This is a genomic window from Chloracidobacterium sp., from assembly GCA_016720705.1.
Classification (GTDB): Bacteria; Acidobacteriota; Blastocatellia; order Pyrinomonadales; family Pyrinomonadaceae; genus OLB17.
Map to the genome: position 1 here is coordinate 65,936 of JADKKB010000008.1, position 14,448 is coordinate 80,383.

Here is a 14,448-nt window from a genome sequence, read left to right on the forward strand (position 1 = left end):
CGCAAGTTCAAATCTTGTCGTCCCGACCATAATTGAAACGCCCGGTTCAAAGGTGAGCCGGGCGTTTTGGTGTTTTAGGATCAACAGTTAGTTAGAGACTTCGCTGATCTCGTTATCTGTCACGGTTTCTGCTGCATTTGGGTCCGGATATAATTTTTGATTCAGTCGTATGATCAAAAAGTGATTACCCAGAATAGCTATTGCCGCTACAACGACAATGATCGCACCAAGTAAAGGTCCCACTGAAAATGCACCGTTACCAAGTCCGGCCATTTTCTTGAATCTGAATGCTTCCTCCTCTAGCCAGAAATAGCGCATCAGAATGAAAGCGGCAAAATAGAAGAAACTGGACCAAACCGCCCAAGAGCTTTTAGTCGTCCACAAAATCGCATTTCCCACCAATATAAGCAGGACAAATGAGACCCATAGAAGATACCAGGCGATATCTGAATTAAAAGAATAACCCTCGATAGCAGCGATCGGGAGGCCAATGCTCTGTAACCAACTCCACGAATAGTAAGTGAAAAAACCAACCGTCGCGACGGAAACTGCAATCAGCCCAAGGTAAAGTTTGCTCCACATAGTTGAAGTTTGTATCACAATTCGGTCTCGAAGACAAAAAACGCCCGAACAGCGTTCGGGCGTTTTTAAGCGTCAATGAAAAATCACCGTCACTCCGGCCTTATTGTAAGGTAGATCGTCTGCCCACGCCTTGTGATCAGCAGGAGGATCGGTTTGCCGGTCGACGCGTCAATTATGGTCTTGACATCGGCGACCGAGCTGATCGGTCGTTTATTCATCTCAAGGATCACGTCGCCGCGAGAGATCCCGCCCATAGCGGCCGGGCCGTTCGGGTCGATATCTGCGACTACGAGACCATCATTTGAATCAAGTCCTAATTGCTTTGCTATTACTGGCGTCACAGGTTCTAGACTGAGACCGAGTTTGCCACCTTGATCGCTCGATTCCGGAGATCCGGGTTCACCCTTGGGATTCGAACCTTTTGATTGTTCGTCGGTATTTAATTCGTCCAGTGTTGCCGTTAGCTCGACTTCCTTGCCATCCCGGATAACAGTCAATTTAATGGCAGTTCCTGGCGATGTCTGAGCGACCTTGTTTCGCAGGAAATTACTATCTTCAAGCTTTTCACCATTGATCGCGGAGATTATGTCATTACGCTTAACACCGGCTTTATCTGCCGCACTACCCGTTTTAACATTGCTTACCAAGATCCCGGATTTATCCTTCAGGTCCAATGCCTTTGCGATATCATCCGTCACATTTTGAATGTTTATACCCAACATTCCGCGCCGTACTTTGCCGTCCTTCAGGAGTTGCTCCAGAACGGATTGTGCCATATTCGACGGTATCGAAAATCCAATTCCGATGTTTCCGCCACTTGCTCCACCTGGTGAAAGTATTTGCGAGTTGATGCCGATGAGTTCACCGGTTAAGTTGACTAATGCTCCACCTGAATTGCCGCGATTGATCGGTGCATCGGTTTGCAGAAAATCCTCAAAGCTTCCGTCACTGAGTCCTGTCCTCCTACCTTTCGCTGAAATGATCCCGGCAGTAACGGTCTGGCCGATTCCCAGTGGATTACCAATGGCAAGCACAATGTCGCCGACACGAACGTTGTCAGAATTCCCCAGCGTCAAGAAGGGGAGTTGCTGGGCATCAATCTTTAGTACCGCAAGGTCACTGAGCTTATCTGACCCAATTACTTTGGCATCAAATGATTTGTTATCGCTCATCAAGACAGTAATCTTTTCGGCACCATCGACAACGTGATAGTTCGTAAGTACCGTTCCGTCTGAGCTCACGATGACACCGGAACCGAGGCCGCGTTCGATCTGCGGCCGCTGATTCGGCATTTGTCGCTGTTGCGGCATTTGACGAAACATATCATCACCGAATGGAACCATCTGTGGCTGATTCTGTTGATTTTCTTTGTGTTCGGCCTCGATCCTAACAACCGCCGGCGAAGTCTTGTCTACGACGTCTGCATATGAAGTCCTGTTGCCGTCTACAACGAGGGGCGCCGCCGGAGCGGAGTTCACAGTTGGCGGGGCTTCAGAACCCGCAAGTATGCCGGTTTTACAAGCTCCGGAAATCACTGAAACGGCAAAAAGTGCGAAGTAAAAAAATGTTTTGATCGACATTTTGGCAATTCTCCAAGGTATTGTGAAAAAAATAAGTCGCCGGCAGAATGTTCTGCCGGGCAATCAATATGCAAAGTTATACGACGAATTTACCTGACAGGTTCGCTAAAGTTTTGAGTATCAGGAGACTTTCGAGGTTTGATCTCGAAAAATATATGCGAGTGATTTATAAACTAGCTTAGAACATAGAAATGCGGGGGAGTCGTAGTTTTCGTTGTACGAATATTCTACCAGGTCCATTCCAACAACTCGCTTCTTCTCAGCCAGCGTACGTATGAGGGCCAAAGTCTCATACCAACCTAACCCGCCGGGCTCGGGTGTGCCCGTTGTCGGTACAATGCTAGGGTCCAAACCGTCTATATCAATGGTCAGGTAAACATTGTCGGTGAGCCGATCTACGGCTTCGTCGATCCAGTCCGTCCGACCCACAATATCTCGTGCCCAATATATAGCCGTCGGAAGGTCTCCCTTCAGCGATCTTGCCTCATCGCCTGAAATTGAGCGGATTCCAACCTGTACAGATGGAATTCTAAGGTCCTTGACCACGCGAGCCATTATAGAGGCGTGTGAATGTGGTGTGCCGTCATATTCGTCACGCAGGTCAGCGTGTGCGTCGATCTGAAGCACACTAAGATCCTTGAATTTTTCGTGATGAGCCTGGATTATCGGTGCCGAAACCGAGTGTTCGCCGCCAATCATACAAACGAATCTATCGAGTTCGAGAAGCTTTTTCGAATACCCGTAGAGTTCTTCCATCATTTGCTTCGGCGTTTCTCTAGGGGTGAATTCCGGGAGTGTGTGAATGCCGAGTTTGTATACCTCGGCATCGGTTTCTTCTTCGTACAACTCCATATTGCGCGATGCATCCACGATCGCCATCGCACCGGCACCGGTACCGGTGCCATATGAAACTGTGCCCTCGTATGAGACGGGAAGTATAAGTATTTTGGCGGTATCGATGTCTGAGTATTGCGACTCGTCGATACCGCCAAAGTTCATCGGCAATTCAGATGATTGACTCATATAAAGATCTACGGAACTTCAACAACCAGATCCTTCCCGGCGAAACTAAAGTTCGGCCGTTTTCTGCCCTTCATAAATTTCGCAGCCGTTTGCGAAAGTGCCGTGATGATCATCGGCAAGGCAATCGAAGGGTCACTCGGAACATATGCCGTAGTTGCCCCGCGAAGCAGCTTGCCAAAGGTCGAGGTATGACTGCCGGCAAACGACGGAGTTCGGATATCCAGAGGGGCAGAGTCCGTTGTGATGGAGATCGCATACTTGTGGCCACGGATATTAGTACGCGTGATATATGACGAAACCTCAGCGACATTCACCATATTCTGACTGTTGGTGCTGCCCAATGTAATGATGCCCGAGTTGCGCGTGCGTTGAGCGATCTGCATCATTTCCATTGTATCTTGCGTCGTGTCGAATGAGATGTTGATCTTCTTTTCAAACTTCGCCCGAGCAATTCCAACTGACAGTTCCGAACCTCCAAGATCAGGGCAATACACCGGAATGCGTGCCTTGAACGCTGAGGTCAAAATACCATCTTCGTGAGCGATCTCAGACAACTCGCGACCCATCAGGTGCAGAAATTCGCGGACTGAATATGAACGGCTAAGCTCAAGCTGATTGATTACACTACCGATCCACTCATCAGCTTCCTGATATTCTTCGCGATTGGCAAGCACATCGCCCATTCGCATTACGTCAGATGCATCAAGCTCGTCGTCGTCCATACTCGGATGTGCCTGAAAGTGATTGCGTCCGAGGATCTCGTGGATGTCGTGATAAAGCACGGTGCCGGACATCACGATGACATCGACAAATCGATTCTTGATAACGTATGCCAGCAGTCGACGCATACCCGAAGGGATCAGGTTGCCCGAACCGCAAAGATAGATGGTCGAGTTGTCGTCCAGCATATCGAGCCAAATGCGGTGGGCCTCGGCCAACTGTTTAGCACCGAATCCGGCACCTTCCATTTTTTCCAGAAGTCCCGCGACCGAACGGTCTCGGTCAATGGGGATCGGCCTCGTCGGTACCGTCAAATATTTCGAAGCCTTTGTTTTCTTTTGAGCAACCATAATTTCTCCGCGAATGAATTAACTTTAACTATCTTCTAAATGTCTAAAATCCTTATTTCTTGTCTTTTGTGCCGTTTGGCGTCAAATATGTGTAACTATCGACTTGATCCTCGTAAAATTCGATCACTTTACTACCCTCGGTATTGGTAAGCACGCCTTCTTTAATTCGCAACATTACCGCCTTACGAAAAGTGTCGTGCAACTGCACGGCATCAAATCTGACCGACGCGAGGGAATCACCCAAAGTCGCACCGTAAATCACTTTCCTGATAATGTAACCATCCTCGCCAATAAAAATATGAGCTTCGTGGGGCACACCGAAGAGGTTATGATTATTGCCCATTACCTCTTGGTAAGCACCGACCAGCATCATTGCGAGGTAATAGGACTCGTTTTTGACGAGTTTATGCAGTTCGAGTACAGCCTTAGTATCGTGAAGGTCGACAAATTTATCGACGATACCGTCCGAATCGCATGTAATATCACATAGCGTAGCATATTCTGTCGGCTTTTTGTTGAGTTTATGAATTGGGATGATCGGGAACAATTGCTCGAGAGCCCAATTGTCCGGCATTGATCTAAATACCGAAAAATTAGCAAGGTATTTCGCACACATCAGCCGTCGAAGATCCGCAAACTCCTCCGAAACGTATTTTTTAAGTTGGGCGTATTGATCGGCTTTTTCGCAGATATCCCAAAATAGTACTTCGCCTTTGCCTTTGGCTTCAAGTGATATTAATCCAAGATTGAACATCGTGAATAGTTCTTCTCGATGTTCTAGAGCATCGTGATAATACTCACGATAATTCTTAGCGTTTATCGTATCCCTTAGATCAAATAGTTCCTTGACGACCGTCGGATCATCAACGTCCATCGTCATCGGTGTAAGGTCTTCGACAACGGTTTCGATCTCGTCCTGCACGTTCGTTACTAAGATCGCGTGATATGCCGAAAGATAGCGACCCGATTCCTGGATGATTGTCGGATGCGGCACGTTTTCGTCATCGCAAACCGTCTTTATGACGTAGATGACGTCATTGGCAAATTCTCTTGCATTGTAATTAGCCGATGATTCGAATGAGGTTCGCGAACCATCGTAATCGACCGCCATACCGCCGCCAACGTCAAGGTAGTCGATGGGTATCTGCATCTTACGGATCTTGGCGTAGGTTCGGGCCGCCTCTTTCATCGCATTTTTAATGCGTTTGATATCGGTCAATTGTGATCCGATGTGAAAGTGGAGCAGTCGGAGCATATCGATCTTACCGGCTTCCTGCAGTCTGCGAATGACCTCGAGTATCTCAGTGGTTGTCAGCCCAAATTTCGCGGCCTCACCGCCCGATTTTTCCCACTTGCCAGACCCCTTTGAATAAAGCTTTACGCGGACACCGATCATCGGCATTTTGACCTCGCTATTGAGGTTGGATATTTCATCCGCAAGATCAAGCGTGTGATCGAGTTCGCTCATTTTCTCGATGACGATCACGACATTCTTTCCGGCGGCAGCACCGGCGAACGCAAGGCGAATAAAGTCGCGGTCCTTAAAGCCATTCAGCACCAGCAGACTATCCTTTGACTGTTCCAGTCCAAGGGCAGCGTATAGTTCGGCCTTCGAGCCGGCTTCAAGGCCGAAGTTATAACGAGTACCTTCGCGAAGATATTCTTCGATCACGGCGCGATTCTGGTTGACTTTCATCGGAAAGACGCAGAGGTGTCCGCCTTCGTATTCGAATTCCTTTATGGATTTTCTGAATGCTGTTTGGAGTTTCCGTATCTGACCAAATATCAGTTGAGGAAACCTAAGCAAGATCGGGGTGTTGATTCCGCGCTTCTGAAGGTCGTCGATGATCTCCTTAACGTCGGCAGTCAGATTATCATTTTCCGGAGACCGAACGATAAGATTACCTTTTCGGTTAACTCCAAAATAGTCTGCCCCCCAATTAGCGATGCCGTAGGTTTCGATTGTTTGATCAATTATTGCGCTCAAATCCGTATTAACTCCTTTCGACAAAAAATGGATCGCCCCACACTCGACAAAAACATTTAGCTTAATAAAAATCGACGGAAATTCAAAGAGTCAATAACTAAAGGGGCTCTGACGCGTTTTTGTCGTTTGGCGAAGGGCATTTTGTTTGGCACAAGCCTTGCATTGAAGCGAATTCGGGAGAATTGATTTTTAATCGGATGGTAGCTGCGACACTACAAAAAGGTACAAATCAGGATATCGAAATCCGAAAAGGTGCCGCCGTTTGTCAAATGTTGTTGCCAAAATCTGTCACATTATCAATATCCGATCGTAATTTAGAGGTGTCTGAGATGAAAAAAACAAGCGAAAGAGGATTTTCATTGATCGAACTTTTGATCGTCGTCGTGATCATAGGAATCATCGCAACGTTGGCGGTTCCAGCTTTGCAAAAAGGTCTGCGAGCGGCCGAAAACGGAACGACCTTTGCTACATTGAGGACGATCGGTTCGACACAGGTCGGGTTCTATTCGCAAAATAATCGCTTCGGGCGGTTAAATGAATTGAACAACGTACTCGGTCAAGGTTTGGGCGTCACTGCAGGAAATCAGATCAATCGCGGAAAATTTGTATTTGAAATGACGCCGGTGGCCCCCACTAATACGGACCTCGCTAGCCGTTACACTATCACTGCGACGCGAAATATCAGCGGCGAGGGCGTGATCTATAAATATGAGATCACCCAAACGGGCGACATACGGCAGATTCTCCCGTGAGATACAAGACTACTCACCTTATCCTCAAAATCCTCAATCACCTAGGGGTAAAATGTAATGAATGTTTTCGAAGACTTAGTCGTCGAACTTAAAGAAGAAAATCTACTTGAAAGCACGGTTATGGAAAATGACCGTGCTGTACCCGTTGAAATCGACCGCGATGTTGACGAATCGGTAGATCAGGACATCGTAGACGATATCGCGATCAATAGTGTCCCGGATGTCCTTGAGGAAAATGTCCTCACTGATGGACCTCGGCGTCGAGGCTCATTCGGTCTATCCAATGTCGAACCGCCTACGTCGTCAAAACCCGAGCCCCCAGCTGCCGAATCCGCCGACCTTCAATTGCTGGGAAACTCCGAAACCGTCGAGATCAGAAAGCCGACGTCGGAACGCGAATTTTTCATTAAGCGTGCCACCGGTGAAATTTCAAGCCTCCAGATGGTTGAGGCAATACTATCGGCCGTCGAGCGCGAACGTATGAAGATCGTGCCACGCTCCTATGATGACCTAAATGCAAAGAAGGCTCTTCATCATTTCCTTCAATTAGCCGAGGACGTTGAGTCCGAAGAAAGTAAAGAGGCCGAATTTGACCTTCTACGCGAAACTGAAGCTTGGTGCTCTGCCTTGGCTAAACGGGATCGTGAAATATCAGTTACAAATATTCGCCGATATTGCGAGAACTGTAAACCGATGCTCAGTTCGCAAGCAATGCTTTCGCTCGCGAGATTCTACCGTAATCTACCGTATTCAGAATCCGTCCGCGGTAAGTTTGATTTTATAATTACCAGATTATTTACAAGGCCGGCCGAGGACGAACAGCGAATGCTGCTCTTTTCACGAGACAAAATGCTGGGGCACATTAAAACTCTATATGCTGAATGGTCGAGCATACCTCTGTATTCAGCAGAAGGTGAGGAATCTAACATCGCCCTTTCCTCTTTGAGCTTTGAAGATCTAACTAAAGAAGCCGAATTCGCAGAAAACTTTGATGACCTCATTCGAAGCGATTTCTTTGGGCGACTCCGGTTGTTTAAGGAAAGTATTGCTGAACTCTTTTTTGCTCCATCGGTTACCTCCGCAGCGATTGAATGTAATGTGCGGATCGGTAACAAGTATGTCGAGTTGATCGAGCGAGAGCGGCGTAGATCAAGTGCCGCAGACGTCCACGACCGATTCGGCGACATTGACGATCAGATCGTATCTGAGGCTGCCGGCAGATCGCTTGAGTTGGTAAACCTTCTCCGAGATCAGACCGCATCAGAAGAGCTTGCCAATGAGGAGGCGGTTGAGGAACCCGCTGATCCCGAGACCTTGCACGAGGACTCTGCCGATGACATTGTCCAGGCCAAAGCCGTAACGGGAAAGTCCGGAGGCTTCACAATTCGGGTCTTAGACGCGGTGCGTGCCATAAATATGTGGTTTATGGTCGCCGCCTTATTGATGGTTACTGCTTCGGTCGGCGTCTTCGTCTGGGGAAACTACTTTGCCGAACCAAATGTTTCCAGTGTCGGCGTTAAGACACTAAGTTTCCAAGGGACCGACCTAGCTGACGTTGTTAAGACGGCAAAATTAAGCAGTGACACGCTCTACGTCGTTGCTCAGCCAAATCTTGACCAAATGTCTAAGGAAAAGCAGACTGAAGTGCTTCAAAAACTATACCAAGCCGGCAACGAGAAGGGATGGATCGTAGTAAATCTTATGAATAGTGAAGGAAAGACCGTGGGCTACATCAACCCGAACAAGGTCGAGATCCTAAGCGCGGAAACAAAGTAAAAGCCACTTTCGTCATTTTCCGCAAATCAAAATTCTTAAAAAAGCCATAGCTGCGAGCACCTCAGCGTGGCTCTTTTGCGCGGAAAAGGCAGCAATGCCGTCTCCCACTCCGTCAAAGCCGCCTTTTCCAGTTATCGGAAACTGATTTTGGGGTCAGCCTCCGAATCTCATTGATCAAATTGCACCTATATTGAAAATATTACGCCCGAACCTGTTGCAGGTCAATACTTTTTTTCAAAGGCGTTCGATTATTCGAAACAATTACTCGTATGTTGGAGTATTATCATCGTACTTTCGGTATAAACTTCTAAAATTTGGAGTCTGAACATATTGGCAACTGCGTTGCACAATCGTCAGCGCAAGCCTGCTGAATCGCTATGAAATGTAAAAATCTCGTTAGAATGTTCCTGGCCACTTTCGTTTTGCAATCGATAGTTCTGGCCAATTTTGCAATTGGACAATCCACAGCCCCGGCAGATGTGAATGCCGCGATCAGAAAAGAGGCTATGGAAAATTCGAAAATATTCAACACACTTCATTACTTTACCGACCTCTACGGCCCGCGGCTCACCGGTAGTCCTAACCACGTTGCGGCGGCAAATTGGGCAGTCAAAGAAATGACTTCGTGGGGATTCTCGAATGCGGCGCTCGAGCCTTGGGATTTCGGTCATCCTGGATGGGTCAATGAGCGTTCCACCGGGCTAATGATCTCGCCGGTCCAAGACACTTTGACATTTGAAGTTTTGGCGTGGACGCCGTCGACAAAGGGCGTGGTAAATTCGGCCGCTGTTCATATGGTGCTGCCGGATCGACCGACTCAGGAAGAACTTACGGCATACTTTGCCGGAATGTCGGCAAAGGTCGGGAAGAAGATAGTACTGGTCGGTAAACCTGCGGTTATCCCGGTAACGATCGAACCGGCACCCCGCCGAATTCCGGACGCAACTGCCAAGCAACGGTTCGATCCCAAATCGGCTTCGCAGGGGCAAGGGTTCGGTCGAGGGACAGGTCCAATTTCCACCCCGAAACCAAATGCTTTGACGAATGCTCAGATCAATGAACAGCTTGATGCCTTTCTGGTTGTTAACAAGGTTGCCTTGCGTGTAAATGACGCCGCTATGGACCACGGCCTGATCCGAGCTTTTAATAACAGGAGCTTCGATATCACCAAGGTTGTGCCGACCGTAGTTATGCGAAACGAAGATTTTGGTCGCATTGCCCGTCTGATCGCACACGGCACGCCGGTAAACCTGCAGTTTGAGGTTCGCAATCGCCTTGTGCCCGAGGGTAAGACCAGCTACAACGTTGTCGCTGAGATCCCTGGCACCGATAAAAAGGATGAGGTCGTAATGCTCGGCGGACATCTTGATTCTTGGCATTCGGCAACCGGGGCGACCGACAATGCCGTCGGTTGTGCGGTGATGATGGAAGCTGCCCGCATCCTGAAGGCGATCGGCGTTAAACCACGTCGAACTATCCGAGTCGCGTTATGGAGCGGTGAAGAGCAGGGCTTGCTCGGTTCTCAAGCGTATGTCAAAAAGCACTTTGGAACTGCCGAAGCACCGGGGCCTGAATTTTCCAAATTCAACGGTTACTTTAACATCGACAGCGGAACGGGACGTGCTCGTGGATTCAGTGTTTTCGGCCCGGCCGAGACCTCGACCGTTCTTCGTGACGCTGTGGCATCGTTTGCCGATCTCGGCGTAACGGGTGCGATCAGTTCGACGAGCAGGAGCCTTGGCGGATCCGACCACACGTCGTTTAGTGCGGCCGGACTTCCGGGTATTGGCGTTGCACAGGATCCTATCGAGTACTTTACCGATACGTGGCATACCAATCTCGATACCTATGAGCGCGTGATCGATTCTGACGTAAAGTCGTCGGCAATTGTGATTGCAGCCGCTGTTTACAAGTTGGCGATGCAGGATGAGATGCTTCCGCGCTTCTCTGCGGCAGATATGCCAAAGGCTCCGGCCCAGCGTTAGTATCGCGATCCACTCGCCCTTCAGGTGTTGACGTCTAAACCAAATGCCCGTGCTTTAATGTGCGGGCATTTTGTGATTGACCATTTCAGTGCATCCATTTATCATTGACGAACAATGACATACACATCTAGCACGTCTATGAATAGTGACTACATAAGGGTCACAGCTCAAGGGTCATACTCGTACGAGCAGATGTTTGGATTTTTTGATTATTGTCGTAAGGAAGCGGACAATTCTGATCTTGAGAAAGTACTGATCGATTGCGTCGAACTTAAAATGCAATTGTCAGAAGTTCAACGATTTGAGGGCGGACAGATGATTGCCAGCCTTTTCGGCAGCGACAAAAGGGTCGCTCTCGTTCTGCCTGCTGGCCAAGTCACCAAAATGGGCGAAATTGCGGCCAACAATCGAGGTGCTCGATTGCTAGTTACGGAATCGCTCGATGAAGCGTTACAGTGGCTCGACAATTGAACGGCCTCGCTCACACCTTAAACGCCGAAGGGCAAATATCCGCTAATACACAATTCCCGCAATCCGGTTTTCGAGCCTTACATATCTGTCTGCCGTGAAATATCATCCAATGCGGAAACATAACCCAGTATTTTTTGGGCACTACGTCAGATAGATCTTTCTCAATCTTTTCAGGGGCCTTTTCGTCTGTCAACCCTAACCGCTGTGACAAACGGCCAACGTGCGTGTCGACGACGACGCCCGAGGCGATCCCAAACGCGTTGCCTAGGACGACGTTCGCAGTCTTGCGGGCGACGCCGCCAAGCGTCAATAACTCATCCATAGTTTGGGGGATCTCGCCGCCAAATTCATCGATTATCCGCTGACACGCCGCCTGTATATTCTTAGCTTTATTTCGAAAGAAACCGGTCGAGTGGATATCTTTCTCCAATTCTTCTTGCCGGACGTTAATGAGGTCCAACGGCCCGCGATATTTGCGAAAAAGGTTGGCCGTGACGATGTTGACGCGTTCATCGGTGCACTGGGCCGAGAGGATCGTCGCGATCAGCAGTTCAAACGGCGACGTGTGATTGAGTGCGCAATGAGCGTCGGGATACTGTTTCTTTAGACGCTTTATGATCTCGGCGGCTTGGGATGTTCTATCTTTCATCATTCGCTAAAGGCTAAAAAAGAAAGGCACAAAATGCAAATTCTCGATAGTTTATGTAGAATCAAGGCATATTTACAATGGCCGTCGATATTGATGCCACCAATTACCGCGGCGGGCCAACGACTATCAGAATGAAAGTCCCATTACTAGACATTAAAGAGCAAAACGATGCCCTTCGACCGGAGATCGAGGCGGCGTTGGGACGAGTGCTCGACTCCAATGGATTTATCCTTGGCGGCGAGGTTGCCGAACTCGAATGCGAATTGGCCGGCTATTGCGGCACCAAATACGCGATCGGATGTGCGTCGGGTAGCGACGCAATATTGCTTGCACTGATGGCCCTCGATGTCGGTCCCGGCGATGAGGTAATTACCACGCCATATAGTTTTTTTGCGACCGTCAGTGCGATCACACGGCTTGGAGCCGTCGCGGTTTTTGTCGATATCGATCCGGTTACATACAATCTTGACGTCTCGCAGGTCGAGGCAAAGATCACGGACCGGACGAAAGCAATCGAGCCCGTTCATCTTTATGGCCAATGTGCCGATATGACCGCTCTTCGTGAGATCAGTGAGCGGCACAATATTGCGATCGTCGAAGACGCAGCCCAGGCGATCGGTGCCGAAGAGAACGGTATTCGTGCCGGAGCCATCGGTACGATGGGAGCTTTTAGCTTCTATCCGTCCAAGAATCTCGGCGGTATGGGCGACGGCGGTTTTATAACGACCAATGATGACGTTCTCGCTAAAAAGCTGCTTGCGCTTCGTGTACACGGATCGGATGTTAAGTACTACCATAAATACGTTGGCCTAAATTCGCGTCTGGACGGTTTCCAAGGTGCTGTGCTCCGTGTAAAACTTCCGCATTTGGATAAATGGGCCGATATGCGCCGTGCAAATGCGGCGAGATACAGAGAGCTTTTCACCGATGCCGGGTTGACCGAGCAGATCGGGCTTCCGTTTGAAAGATCCACAGCTAAACATATTTATAATCAATATGTTATACGCATTCCCGGACGCCGTGACGAACTGCGTCATTATCTGACCGAGAAGGGAATCGGAACCGATATTTATTACCCTGTACCGCTTCATCTGCAAGAGTGTTTTGCATATCTCGGATATAGTGCCGGCGATCTGCCCGAGGCGGAAAAGGCGGCTATCGAGACGCTTGCGTTGCCGATCTATCCCGAGTTGAAACTGGATCAGCAGGCTTATGTCGTCGATTCCATACGCGAGTTTTTTGAGCAAGACAGTTGATCCATAAATGCCAGAATTTGACCTCAGATCCGACAGCGCTTCGACATCAAAAGCCAAGATCATCTTGATCGCGGCGGTTATCTTCGCGCTCGTTTTCGGCTGGGTGGCAGTACGGCGCCAACTGGGCGGCATGATCGCCGAATTGACACCGGTCAATGACCCAAATGCTACTGCTGCTGCGGACCTGGCCCGCTCGATGGCCCCGTCCGATCCGATTACGCTGTGGCTCGCGGCTAACGTCCAACATAATATTTTCTCGCCCGAGAGCACCAATGCCGCGATCAAGATGTACGAGGACACTGTACGGCTCTCGCCCAACGATTTTCGCTGGTGGATCGAACTCGGCCGTGCATACGAACAGGCCGAGATGAATGAAAAGGCGGAGGCTTCGCTGCGAAAGGCGATCTCACTTGCTCCGGCCTACACGTTTCCCCGATGGCAATTTGGCAACTTCCTTCTGCGGCAGGGTCGTACTGATGAGGCGTTTGCCGAGTTAAAGGTAGCTACCGAAAATAACCAGACGTATCGCGAACAGGTCTTTTCGCTCGCTTGGGAATATTTTGGCAAAGATCCAGTCAAACTTGAGCAGGTGATCGCGGATAAACCCGACGTTTATGCAAGTTTGGCGTTGTTCTATGGGGCACGCGGCCAAGCGGCTGACTCGCTCCGAATGTGGAACAAACTTGATGACGCTGCAAAGGCAGAGCATCCGCAATTTATTTCAGTCATCGCCCAGGGTCTATACGAAAAGCGTCATTTCCCGGAGGCACTGGAGTTTGCCAAGCAACTCGGAATGGACACAGACGCTTTGCCCGATACCGTCACCAACGGCGGATTTGAACGCGGCGTCGGCGACGAAAAAGACACACGCTTTGGCTGGAAGATCTTTCGCAACGATCCGAAATTTGACGCCTCCAGCGATACGTCGGTCAAGCACGGCGGCGGCCGCAGCCTCAAGCTAAGCTTTCGCACATTCAAAAAATCGGAGCTTTACAACGTCTGGCAAACAGTCGTGGTCGAACCGGGCCGCGCATACAAACTCAGCTTTTGGGTTCGCACCGAAAATCTGAAGAGCGGCGGCGGTCCGCAGATCCAGATCGTTAATGGAAATGATGACAAGATCATTACCAATTCGGCGGTCTTTGCGGCCGGCACTAACGACTGGCAACAGTTCACGCTCGACTTTACCGCACCGGACAATTGCAACGGCGTGACCATTCGCACCGTGCGAGCGTACTGCGGCGATGATTGTCCGATCACGGGAACCCTCTGGTACGACGATTTTGAATTGAAAAAGATCAATTAAGAGAAATTACA

Annotated in this window: 12 protein-coding genes; 6 read left to right on the forward strand and 6 right to left on the reverse strand. The window is 49.2% G+C overall.

Going from position 1 to position 14,448, the window contains the following annotated elements:
• Window positions 1-87: 87 nt before the first annotated feature.
• The 5 genes from IPQ00_17770 to speA form a co-directional block, all read right to left on the reverse strand.
• Window positions 88-582: a hypothetical protein gene (locus tag IPQ00_17770; protein ID MBL0242415.1), complete on the reverse strand. Its 495-nt coding sequence runs from the start codon at window positions 580-582 to the stop codon at window positions 88-90.
• 89 nt (window positions 583-671) lie between these two features.
• Window positions 672-2,162 (reverse strand): DegQ family serine endoprotease, encoded by a 1,491-nt coding sequence (locus IPQ00_17775; protein MBL0242416.1) that lies wholly within the window; start codon window positions 2,160-2,162, stop codon window positions 672-674.
• A 120-nt stretch (window positions 2,163-2,282) separates the two neighbouring features.
• Complete coding sequence (gene speB, locus IPQ00_17780; protein ID MBL0242417.1) at window positions 2,283-3,185, reverse strand: agmatinase; 903 nt, start codon at window positions 3,183-3,185, stop codon at window positions 2,283-2,285.
• An 8-nt stretch (window positions 3,186-3,193) separates the two neighbouring features.
• Window positions 3,194-4,255 (reverse strand): deoxyhypusine synthase family protein, encoded by a 1,062-nt coding sequence (locus IPQ00_17785; GenBank protein ID MBL0242418.1) that lies wholly within the window; start codon window positions 4,253-4,255, stop codon window positions 3,194-3,196.
• 52 nt (window positions 4,256-4,307) lie between these two features.
• On the reverse strand, window positions 4,308-6,242 hold the full coding sequence (speA, locus tag IPQ00_17790) for a biosynthetic arginine decarboxylase (protein MBL0242419.1): 1,935 nt from the start codon (window positions 6,240-6,242) through the stop codon (window positions 4,308-4,310).
• A 329-nt stretch (window positions 6,243-6,571) separates the two neighbouring features.
• On the opposite strand from speA, the gene IPQ00_17795 reads away from it, so the two are divergent.
• The 4 genes from IPQ00_17795 to IPQ00_17810 all read left to right on the forward strand — a co-directional run bounded on the left by IPQ00_17795 (window position 6,572) and on the right by IPQ00_17810 (window position 11,226).
• On the forward strand, window positions 6,572-6,994 hold the full coding sequence (locus tag IPQ00_17795; GenBank protein ID MBL0242420.1) for a prepilin-type N-terminal cleavage/methylation domain-containing protein: 423 nt from the start codon (window positions 6,572-6,574) through the stop codon (window positions 6,992-6,994).
• Window positions 6,995-7,051: 57 nt separating this feature from the next.
• Entirely contained in the window at window positions 7,052-8,770 is a 1,719-nt protein-coding gene (locus IPQ00_17800) for a hypothetical protein (protein ID MBL0242421.1), read from the forward strand.
• 401 nt (window positions 8,771-9,171) lie between these two features.
• Entirely contained in the window at window positions 9,172-10,755 is a 1,584-nt protein-coding gene (locus IPQ00_17805; protein MBL0242422.1) for a M20/M25/M40 family metallo-hydrolase, read from the forward strand.
• Between the two features lie 114 nt (window positions 10,756-10,869).
• On the forward strand, window positions 10,870-11,226 hold the full coding sequence (locus IPQ00_17810; GenBank protein ID MBL0242423.1) for a hypothetical protein: 357 nt from the start codon (window positions 10,870-10,872) through the stop codon (window positions 11,224-11,226).
• 10 nt (window positions 11,227-11,236) lie between these two features.
• Here the strand turns inward: IPQ00_17810 and nth are convergent, their stop codons facing one another.
• Window positions 11,237-11,878 (reverse strand): endonuclease III, encoded by a 642-nt coding sequence (gene nth, locus IPQ00_17815; GenBank protein MBL0242424.1) that lies wholly within the window; start codon window positions 11,876-11,878, stop codon window positions 11,237-11,239.
• Window positions 11,879-12,006: 128 nt separating this feature from the next.
• On the opposite strand from nth, the gene IPQ00_17820 reads away from it, so the two are divergent.
• Together IPQ00_17820 and IPQ00_17825 are read left to right on the forward strand one after the other, a co-directional pair.
• Complete coding sequence (locus IPQ00_17820; protein ID MBL0242425.1) at window positions 12,007-13,131, forward strand: DegT/DnrJ/EryC1/StrS family aminotransferase; 1,125 nt, start codon at window positions 12,007-12,009, stop codon at window positions 13,129-13,131.
• A gap of 7 nt (window positions 13,132-13,138) precedes the next feature.
• Window positions 13,139-14,437 carry a carbohydrate binding domain-containing protein gene (locus IPQ00_17825; protein MBL0242426.1) on the forward strand — a complete coding sequence of 433 codons (1,299 nt, stop codon included), beginning with the start codon at window positions 13,139-13,141 and terminating at the stop codon, window positions 14,435-14,437.
• Window positions 14,438-14,448 lie beyond the last annotated feature (11 nt).